Here is a 10,296-nt window from a genome sequence, read left to right on the forward strand (position 1 = left end):
CAGGAAAACCAGGAGGATAAGGAATTACAAAGGTAGAAGCAACAAGCTTTCTTCCTTTACCCATGATTGATAAACATTCGCTCAAGGGAACATATTCATAATTTTCTTCATCGTACGCTAAGAAATAGGCTTCTCGCAAATTGCCTCCGGGGACACCCGGAACGGCCTGAAATGAGTGATGAAAATAGCTGAAATCAGGCAGAGGAGGTACCTCTTTAGTCAAGGAATGAATCCTGTTTTGAAGAATTTCCTTTTCTTTATTGTTTAGCGCTTTGTACTCTTCATCCAATTCATCGGCAATTTTTAAAAGTGCATTGGTGAGGTATGTAATGCTACCCCTGGTCGTCCCGATATTCGTCATGAATAAGACGGTATTCCGGGAAGTCTTATTAATCTGGATATTAAATTTATCCATTAAGTATTTATTTTTAAAGGTGTCACCGTCAACACCCGTTTTACCGATGTACAACGTTATTTTGGTAGGATCAAGTACAAATTCGTCTTTCTCCCACGCCTCATCCATTCGGTTCCAACCTTCGTTCCTTGTATAATACTCTTTAAGACCGGTTTGACGATATTTATTTGGTATAAAATCGTGAACTGTCAGGACATCAAAATACTTGCTTAATTGGGGATTGTCATTCACCTTAGCCCGAAGTACCATAGCCATCTCAATACTTTTTTCAACCAATTCAAAACCTTCGAGCTGAACTTGTCGTCTTCCAACGTCTAAAGAGGCCAGCATCTGGTAATTAGGTGATGTGGAAGTATGGGTCATATAAGCTTCTAAAAAGGTGTTCTCACTTTTCCGACGAAAGTCTTCATCCCAGATATGGATCATTGAGCCTTGTCTAAAACTACTTAGGGTCTTATGTGTGCTCTGTGTGGCATATACCCGTATCCGCACCTTATCCGGATCCGGCATTGTAGAAAGATCACCATTATTCAATCCTTTGATATGCTCATTATACCGCTTCCTATATGCGCTACTTCTATATTTTTCATACAGCTTTTTTGCGGTAAGCATACCGGTTCGTTGTTTATAGCTATTAGCAAATCCCGCAAAGGCAAACCAGGCTTCATCCCATAAAAATATCATATCCGGTTTTATAGCCAGAACCTCTTCCATGACACGCTCCACATTATAAACAAGACCATCAAAGGTGCAATTTGTAAGCAGCAACATTTTTACCCTATCCAGTCTGCCGGCATCTTTCAATTGTAGCAATTTATTTTTGATCTGTTCCAGGGGAACCGCGCCATACATGGAGTATTCTTCGATGGGATAAGAATCCAGATAAACGGGATATGCTCCCGCCAGAACTAATCCATAATGGTGTGATTTATGGCAGTCCCTATCAATTAGAACTACATCTTTCGGTTTAACAAGGGCCTGCATCACAATTTTATTGGCTGTGGATGTTCCGTTGGTCACAAAATAGGTGTACTGGGAGCCATATGCATCCCGTGCCATTTCCTGAGCTTTTTTTAAGGGCCCTGTGGGCTGCAGTAAGGAATCGAGGCCACCAGTTGTGGCAGATGTTTCGGCCAAAAACATATTTCGCCCGTAGAACTCACCAAAATCATTGATCCATCTTGATTTAAAAACCGAATTACCGCGGGATATGGGCATGGCGTGAAAGACCCCGGTGGGTTTTTGGCTGTATTCTACCAGGGCAGAGAAGAAAGGCGTAGTATACCGTTCTGCAATACCGCGCATAATTGTAAGGTGAAGCTCCTGAATATCCTCTGTTTGATAAAAGATACGTCTGAAACCCTTTATGGTACTGTCCTTAAGGTGACCCAAGGAGGTGTCTGTAACATAATAGGTATCCAATTCGGGCCTGAATTGTTTGATTAACTCCCCGATTATTGGCCCGAGATCGGTCTCGGATTTCGATGAAAAGTCGAGCTTTGTCACCTGTTGGATATATGGTTTTATAATGGATGTAATCCCCTTGGAGTGGTAAGGTGGTGCATAGCGGACTACCACCGCCTGAATATTGTGATTAAAAAGCAAGGCAATCAAGGCATCCTGAAAAGATCGTTGTACCACAACACCATAGGTAAATTTGTCCTGCGGTGTTCGCAAGGCCCTGATGCTGTGCTGCAGATTGATCTCTTCCTGTTCGGAAATATCGTCGACGAACATTACCTCAAAATAGTTCTTACTAACGCCGTTATATTGTTCATGTTCCTCAACTGATACTATGCTATGTTCATCATGATCCAGAAAGTCCGGATTACTTCTGTAACTATCACCAACCAATTGTTTTGTAGTTTCTGCCGCCATATGCGATAAGGAGGCATGTTCATGAACGGAAAAGGCTTTTTCTAGCCTCTGTATGCGCGCTATACCGGGAGAAGCAAAAAAACACTCAACACCTTTCAGGTCTTTTATTAACTCTTTAGTAGCCTTTTTATGTCTTTTTTCATTGGCAGACCCTTTGTGGCATCGGGCTAATTCGGCAGTTTCAATTTTTAGTTTGTTCCAGTAGTCGACCCTTAGTTGTCCGATGTTATAATAAGGTGCACTTTTTGTTTTATTTCTAATCACGAATCAATTTTTTGAATGTAAAGCGAGTTTGTTTCCCTGAGAATCAATAAAAATAGCGAAGTAACCCGCTTCTTCGCTGATCAGGGTTTTGGGCATTACTATTCGCCCACCGGCATCTTCCACTTTATCGAGGACATTACTCAAGTCTTTACCCCCATTTAAATAGATCAATGGTCCAATATCACTGGGAACAGATCCCGGCCCAGAAATAACCGCTCCCCCAATACCCTTAGTCACAGGAAAAAAGGCCATGGCATTTTCCTCTGTGACGTTTTGAATCATTTCAATGCCGAATATGTGGTTGTAAAAATTAACTGCTTGCTGAAAGTCGATAGCCGGTATTTCAAACCAACTCACATAATCTTTAAACTCTGTATTATTTTTCTTTTTATTTGAGGATACGCCGCCCATTATTTTTACTATTTATAGTGATCCATCTCCTTTATAATGTGTTGGAGCTATCTGATGTTCAAGAGAATCCCCCTTTATAATCAATTTTGTTAATTTGTCCAGTCTATTTGGTTTTATGAGGGGGCCAAGTGAATCGAGATAGGGGTGAGGGGTTTGTGGCTGATATATGCTGAATTGCCCTAAATGATCCCTAAAACTTTTCAAAGGTTGACCCAGGCGCAAGATGCCTAATTCACGGCTTCTTTTCACCCTTGCGATATTTAATTCAAGAGGAATAATTTCCTCAGTACCTTCGGACTGGTGAATAACAAGGCCGTCTGGCCCGCAAACTATGGATCGGCCGGTACCCCCCGTGTCCAAACCATTGACATCAAAGAAGTAACATTGATTCACAGAAGCCATAGCTCTTACAATAGATAATTCAATATCGCGATCTATGGTGCCAGACATCGTAGGATGAAGTATTACTTCAGCGCCCATTGATACTAAGGTCCTAATGGTTTCCGGGAACCACATGTCATAACAAATCGATACTCCAAATCTTCCGACATCGGGCACATCGAAAACACAAAATTCCGTTCCCGGTGTTACGCCTACTTCATAAGGATAAAATGGAAACATTTTGCGATAGCGCGTTACTATTTCCCCTTTAGGATTGATAACGGTCGCCGTATTGTATATTTTACCATTACTCTTTTCGAAAATAGATCCCGGAAGTAGCCAGATTCCATATTTTTTTGCCATAGCCTGCATTTCGGCTTCAAACGAACAAGGAATTTCCTGGGCAGTATGTATCAGCGGGCCGTACGCACATAATTCACTAAATAATACCATTTCTATCCACGGATAGAGGGTCATTGTAATATCGAGTTTCAGCTTCATCATTTCCACGTTGGAAGCGACCGCTGAAACCTTCATCTGTATTCCTGCAATTGCGAATGGTCTCATAGTTAGTTACCTATAGCTTTTTTAATTTCATTTTCCAAAATGGACAAACCTTTTTCTAATTCTTGCTGGGTAATTACCAATGGCGAGAGAATGCGAATAATATTTTTATGGGTACCGGCACTAAGTATAATCAACCCGTTTTCTGAACAACCTTTTACAATTTTTCCACAAACTTCAGAATTAGGCTGCCTAGGATCACTATTTTTAACAAACTCGATCCCAATCATTGCACCAATGCCTCTCACATCGCCTATTTCAGAATATTCTTTCATCAACTTTTTCAAACGGCCCATAATGGTCGCACCGACCTCTTTGGCCCTTTCGTTAAGATCAATGTCTTTCATATATTGAATGGTAGCTGAAGCTGCAACACAACAAACCGGACTTCCTATATAGGTACCACCTATAGAACCTGAGGCTGCTGCGTCCATTATTTCTCCACGCCCAACGACAGCCGCAATAGGTAGTCCCGATCCCATCGATTTTGCGTAGGTACTTATATCAGGTTGTACCCCGTAGTGTTGCCAACTTGCCCAATGTCCGGTACGGCAGAATCCGCTCTGCACTTCATCCATAATTAGTAAGATACCATGTTCGTCGCAAAATGCTCTTAACCCTTCTAAATATGCCTGAGGTATTGGATTAAAACCACCCTCACCCTGGATGGGCTCTAAAATAATTGCCGCAACACTTTCTATATCAACCAAATTGAGGGCACTTTCGTGAAGTCGTTTGAGTTCGTCCTTGACAAAAGTGGCTTCATCCCTGCTACCTCTATAACGATAAAAATTTGGAAATGGCAGCCTGTATACTTCCGGGGCAAAAGGGCCGCAATCATACTTATAACTTACTTTACTTGTTAGCGTCATGGCCATCATAGTGCGACCGTGATAGGCACCGGTATAGCATAGAATTGCAGGTCTTTTGGTGGCCTGTCTTGCAATTTTAATGGCATTCTCCACAGCTTCTGCTCCCGTACTGACGAGCATTGCCTTGGTATTTTTACCGTGGGGCAATATCTCTGCCAATTCCTCACATAATGCTATATAGGGCTCATAGGTCACCACATTAAAACTGGTATGCAAATACTTACCTGCTTGTTCGCGTATTGCCTGTACAACAGGTTCCGGACAGTGGCCAGCATTTACAACACCAATGCCGCCGGCAAAATCGATAAGTTCCCGCCCGTCAACATCAATAATAATCGCACCTTTGGCTTCTTTGACAGTGGCGGTATTGAATACCCCCACGCCATTGGCTACAGCGTTTTTCCTTCTTTCGAAAAGTTCCTGTGATTTTGTTAATTCTTTGATCATACTAAGTATTTTCTTTTTTATAAGGTAAGCTTAAATAAAACAATTTTGTTATTATTTTCTATTTTTTCATGGACAATTTATAAAGCTGCTCGAGTAGATTTATAAAATCATTTTACTCAATATTTTTCCTGAGGAGTTGTATAAGAGTTTCAGAACAAAAATACCATTATTCCAGCTTATTTCATAAAGACTTCGATTAGGGGTTTCTACATGGTAAATTTCCTGAAGTCCATCATTGTTATAATTTCCTGCAAAATTTTGTTGCACTTGTTTGGGAGTAATGTCTAATGATACCGGAGTAATTGTTTCAAGCCATTTGCCCTCACTACTGAATAATGCGAAGTGTTCTTCTTTTTTATAGTGAAAGGTTGCTTGCCATCTAAAAACATCCATCTGTTTCCATTGTATAAATGAAGCTTTGGGATATTTGGATTTGAATGCCAGGTATACGGTTTTACCGGGCATTATACGATTGCTTTTGAAAACGTTCAATAATACTATGTTTATCAGGTAATTAAATTTTTTATAAAAAGTCATAGCGTAGGTTGTTTATTATCCAACCATGTTTTTTTCTAAGAGGTAGCAAATATTGGAAATAGTTAAAATAGATTTTTTTGAAATTATTTTTATTCAGTAAAAGTTTTATTTTACGTCAAATGAAGAATTACCTATCCTTTGCTCACAATAATCGTCCCCTTTAATTAAAACTATAAAGTTATTTGATTTTAAAAGCAAATACAGCTACCTAAGTAGCACTTAGGTAAAATTTGTAATATCCGGTAATTGATAATTTTCGTATGACAAATGGAATGTATAACCAATAAAAAAAATTAATTAAGGAATGTATTTTTCTTCAGCAATTGATAATAGCAATTCCAGATTCTTAACATTAATTTGTTTGCGACTTACTGAAATTGCCCCACACCGTTTTAATTCCTGGATGTGCCTGCTCACAACTGCCCGAGTAGTACCTATGAGACCTGCAATCTCATCATTTGGCAAATTATTGATTAATTCTAATTTGCGGGTTTCTCCATTTATATTTTTAAGGAGCAATGCAGAGAGGCGTACCAAAGTACTGTGAAGGGTAACATCAGTGGCAACATCCATGAGCTGTCGCATACGGTCCCCCAGATAATATAATATGGCTTTGTGCATTACCGGATATTTATTAATCCAATGACGCATTTGTTCCATAGAGATTTTTAAAACATCTAATGAATCCAGCGCTTCCCAGTAAACATCATGCGGCTTAGTGTCCAGCAAAGATAGAACATCAAAAACATCCCCCTTAGACAGCACAAAAACTGTATGTTCTCTACCTGTATCCGGATTAGACTTATATACTTTTAACCTGCCGGATACGATGAAATGGAAGGTGGACATTACATCTGTACTGCTTTTAAAACTTTTTGCGTTCCAATGTTCCTCCGACATGGAATGCAATAGTTCCTTAATAGAGCCAGTACTGGAATCCTTGAAAAAAGGGGATGAGGTAAGTGCCTCTAGGTATTTAAGAAAATGATTACTCTCTGTTTTCATTAATTGAATAACATTAAAGTTACTGAAATTTTATAATACTTGTGAATAACCTGAAATCTGCGACAATTAAAAAATTAAATACATGGAAAGTTCAGACTTCTTTAACCAATTATCAGAAGATTTCTAAACAACTAATAATTAATGTATTAAGTCAATTTCAATTGAACTGATGACTTTATGGGTTTTTGACTATCAGACTAAGATTTAGCGAGTACCTTCAAAAGCGAGTCACAACCACCATTTCTAATAAAATTGGTGTGATCATCCAGCGTATTGAAATCCATTCCCGTAATAGCATCACATCTAATTTTTGATCCGGTAGTCTTATAAAATGTTTCAAATATATTTTTTAAACTTGGATTTTTCAAAGACACTTTTTTGGATTCTTTTCGGTATAAGGCGAGCGATTTCATCCATATGGCGGCACTTAACGCACCGCAAGCAGCTCCGCTTAATCCCATACCGCCTGCAAAACCTGCTACCATGATCATTTCTTCATCGCTGGCGCCCATATTCCTGGCAACCTCCGTAGCACAACTGATCGAAACTGAATGCCTATCAATTTCTTTGGGTGACAACCCATTAAGGGCTGCTTTTACTGCATCCGGAGCCCATCGGTCAGCCATTTTTAAAACAGTATAAGAATCTGCCGGAGAACATGTACTTAGCAAAGCTCAGTTTGCTGGAAAAGTCACAATGAGTGATATCCCGGCAGTTGATAGTATTTTCGTTTTTGGAGAAGGATTCCATGATATCCTGAGTAGCTTTGATAGCAACACAAATGGCTTCATTTTGATCCTTACATTTTCTATAGGCTTCTCCACCCACTGCAAGGGAAGCTCCCCAAAGCATACCACACTGCTGTCCCTGTTGAAGAATACCACCGGCTAAAGAATCGGCCGCAAGCTCCTCAAGTTCTTTGGGGTGTCCAAATTCTCTATTTAAAATATGAAAGAAAGTTCTTGAACATGTACCTAATTTTCTAAATACCTTGCTAGCGTCAGTGGGACCATATGTTCTATGATCTATTGCTGTTTTTATCTTATCGAGTCATGGTTTATATCACGAAATTTATAAATGAATAGTACAGTAACAAATGACCTATATCAGCTTTAAAGCTTTTTAACTTCTGCTGCTGAATTATGATTTTCCTGAGGTAGTTTTTGAAATAAGATATAGTATAGAAGCGCGAATTGCCCGGTAATCTATCACAAATATTAGGACGAGGATACTTCCGATTAAAATGGGTAAAATTCCTCCAAATGTATATGCCATCCCAAGAACAAACCCTAGCAGCTGTTCAGCCCTGTATATGGGAATGAAAAATGATATGATAAAAAGACCAATCATCATATAACCCGGGACATTAGTGCCAATGGTAAAAAAGAATGACAGAATTATTCCAAATAAAAGGGCGCCAATAAAGCCATAAATAACATGATTTGAGGTAATAGAGGTTTCATTAATGTCTTTATCGTATACCCTCCTTTTAATGCGATAAAGCAGAAACCAGGTCAGCAGTGGGATGACTATTCCTCCCCACCAATTTGACATTCCCGGTAAATCTTTACGATGGAGAAGATAATGAGTCGGGATACCGCCGTGAAAATAGTCCCAGGCTAAATGCGCCCAGGATAATAAGGTCACTATTGAAGTGAAGAGTATTCGGTTTTTTAAGGTCAATTTTATATTCATGTAATTGAAGTAAAGAGGCTTGTAAAGTCATTAGACTTCTAATTCATTTATTTGTTACAATCCCTCTTTTGGAACGAGCCATATATCTTTTTCCAGATCTATGCCTCCAGCCATTTCTTCCTGCACAACCCGATCAATGACATAAATGCCTTTTTTGGCCATTTCATCAAAAGTGTCTAATCCGTCATTTGCAAAGTTAACCCGGGTTCTATGGATATTGAATTTATCAGAAAATTTACGTCCGAAAGCCTCTTCTACACCTTCTTTACCCAGCATAAATCCCAAAAGACCACCCCAGGTGGCAGTGGGGTTATCTGAGTCCCATCCGGCCAGGGCTCCAATCTTAATTGTCTCTTTTAGGTCTCCTTCTCCGTATAAAAGACTCACTATGCTAGCCCCAAAATTAATCCCTGCAGCGAAACAACCATTACAGAAAATATTTTTTGAAGTTATGGTATACCCATCTTCCTGATTTACCTGATAGCGTTCATATAAATCATCACGGGCTTGTTCCCATGGGATGCTTGAATCGTATTTGCCTTTCACAAAATCGTACATTTTCGCAGCATATGAATCATTGGGAAGGTGCTCTCTGGCTTGCTGAGCCATCCACGCTATTTGTTCTTTTTGGCTCAGGCTTTTATCAACCTCTGAGGCCAATGAATACATGATAACATAGAATTCAGAAATCCATTGAGCGTTTTCCCGTGCCGTGGTTCGTATAGGTAATTCGGCTATTTTTAAAGCAATATCCGGTCTAGCCGGGGCAAAAAGGCCAAATATTTCTGTAGTTAATTGTGCATCTATCATCTCGTGATAATTATCGTAAATGCTGTCGCGGGTTAAATTTGGGTCACTTGTTTCAGGAGGAACTGCCCCATTAAGCATCATATCAAGCGCTTTTTGATTCGAGACCCATAGGAAGTTTTCTTCTTCATGTTTTATATGCTTCAGCCAACCTTCTTTAATTTGCTTTCCGCTTAACATACTGGTTTTATTCGTATACAATAAATGCTGGTACATATATTCAATATCCGTATCATCATCTGCACCCCAAATCTCATCTTCACCTCTGAATACAAAATCTATATTATCAGATAGTTCACTTGGCAAACCCTCACCCCAAATGCTGGGCTGATCTGGTTTTCCCCAATCTTCTCTCGTATAGAATGGACCTGTTTTTATTTCGCCAATGTTTCCAATTTTATCCATTTCGGTTACTAAACCGGTCCAGTTGGCAATACATTGGCCCAACCAAAAACCATAGAGTTTGTTGGCATAGTCTGAGCGAGAAATAATGATATCCGTTGCCTTTGGAGTATAAGTATTATATTCAAGTCCAGGATCGGTCAAGGCATTTTTAACTTGTTTTACCTCTTCCTTTTTGGCATCCTTACAGGACAAAACCATTAAAACAAATACGAGCGTAGTTCCCGTTAAACATAGAGTTTTAAGTACGTTCTTCATTTTAAACTGTTTTTCATTTGTTAACAAATCTAAGTAGATAAATTTTAATCAAAATCTTCAACTCTTAACTGTTTTTGAAGCCAGTATTTATCATCTCTGAATTCATAGGCTGTGGGGTTAAAATCACCAACAAGTTCTACATCTGCCTTTTCCGGAACAGACATATCCAAACTCCAGAATACGCTATTAACTAATAACCTTCGTGTGCCTTCGTTCAACATATCACTTGCTGAACCTATAGTAGAAGTAAATGCTTTCCCTTTTTTTCCATCTGGAATTTGATAGCTTTTGGTCCACGCTATAGGCATCAGAATATCATTAACCTTAACCCCTTTGTCATTCTCTGTTGCGGCTTTACTA

Annotated in this window: 10 protein-coding genes and 1 pseudogene; all 11 read right to left on the bottom strand. The window is 39.3% G+C overall.

What is annotated here, in order from left to right; translation table 11 throughout:
• On the bottom strand, nucleotides 1–2,557 hold a 2,557-nt coding region (locus tag WBM60_RS14595; RefSeq protein WP_424283260.1), incomplete at its 3' end, for an aminotransferase class I/II-fold pyridoxal phosphate-dependent enzyme.
• A 3-nt stretch (nucleotides 2,558–2,560) separates the two neighbouring features.
• Entirely contained in the window at nucleotides 2,561–2,968 is a 408-nt protein-coding gene (locus WBM60_RS14600) for a VOC family protein (protein ID WP_424261472.1), read from the bottom strand.
• Between the two features lie 12 nt (nucleotides 2,969–2,980).
• Complete coding sequence (locus tag WBM60_RS14605) at nucleotides 2,981–3,916, bottom strand: carbon-nitrogen hydrolase family protein (RefSeq protein ID WP_424261474.1); 936 nt, start codon at nucleotides 3,914–3,916, stop codon at nucleotides 2,981–2,983.
• A 2-nt stretch (nucleotides 3,917–3,918) separates the two neighbouring features.
• Nucleotides 3,919–5,232, bottom strand: a complete 1,314-nt coding sequence (locus tag WBM60_RS14610; RefSeq protein ID WP_424261476.1) for an aspartate aminotransferase family protein — start codon at nucleotides 5,230–5,232, stop codon at nucleotides 3,919–3,921.
• Nucleotides 5,233–5,331: 99 nt separating this feature from the next.
• Nucleotides 5,332–5,697, bottom strand: coding sequence for a PepSY-like domain-containing protein (locus WBM60_RS14615; RefSeq protein ID WP_424278242.1), 366 nt, complete (start codon nucleotides 5,695–5,697; stop codon nucleotides 5,332–5,334).
• Nucleotides 5,698–6,066: 369 nt separating this feature from the next.
• On the bottom strand, nucleotides 6,067–6,774 hold the full coding sequence (locus WBM60_RS14620; protein WP_424277072.1) for a Crp/Fnr family transcriptional regulator: 708 nt from the start codon (nucleotides 6,772–6,774) through the stop codon (nucleotides 6,067–6,069).
• 197 nt (nucleotides 6,775–6,971) lie between these two features.
• A complete protein-coding gene (locus WBM60_RS14625; protein WP_424261482.1) occupies nucleotides 6,972–7,400 on the bottom strand; it encodes a C-GCAxxG-C-C family (seleno)protein in 429 nt (142 codons plus the stop codon).
• Nucleotides 7,393–7,815: a C-GCAxxG-C-C family (seleno)protein gene (locus tag WBM60_RS14630; protein WP_424261500.1), complete on the bottom strand. Its 423-nt coding sequence runs from the start codon at nucleotides 7,813–7,815 to the stop codon at nucleotides 7,393–7,395. The genes WBM60_RS14625 and WBM60_RS14630 overlap by 8 nt, the downstream gene beginning before the upstream one ends.
• Nucleotides 7,816–7,914: 99 nt before the next feature.
• Nucleotides 7,915–8,469 carry a hypothetical protein gene (locus WBM60_RS14635; protein WP_424261484.1) on the bottom strand — a complete coding sequence of 185 codons (555 nt, stop codon included), beginning with the start codon at nucleotides 8,467–8,469 and terminating at the stop codon, nucleotides 7,915–7,917.
• Between the two features lie 54 nt (nucleotides 8,470–8,523).
• The gene (locus tag WBM60_RS14640) at nucleotides 8,524–9,936 is read right to left on the bottom strand and encodes an ADP-ribosylglycohydrolase family protein (RefSeq protein WP_424261486.1); all 1,413 of its coding nucleotides are present in this window, start codon (nucleotides 9,934–9,936) and stop codon (nucleotides 8,524–8,526) included.
• Between the two features lie 44 nt (nucleotides 9,937–9,980).
• Nucleotides 9,981–10,296, bottom strand: a pseudogene (locus WBM60_RS14645) (hypothetical protein); the annotation flags it as partial.

Source organism: Eudoraea sp. (genome assembly GCF_049669105.1).
In the GTDB taxonomy this organism is placed as follows: Bacteria; Bacteroidota; Bacteroidia; order Flavobacteriales; family Flavobacteriaceae; genus Eudoraea.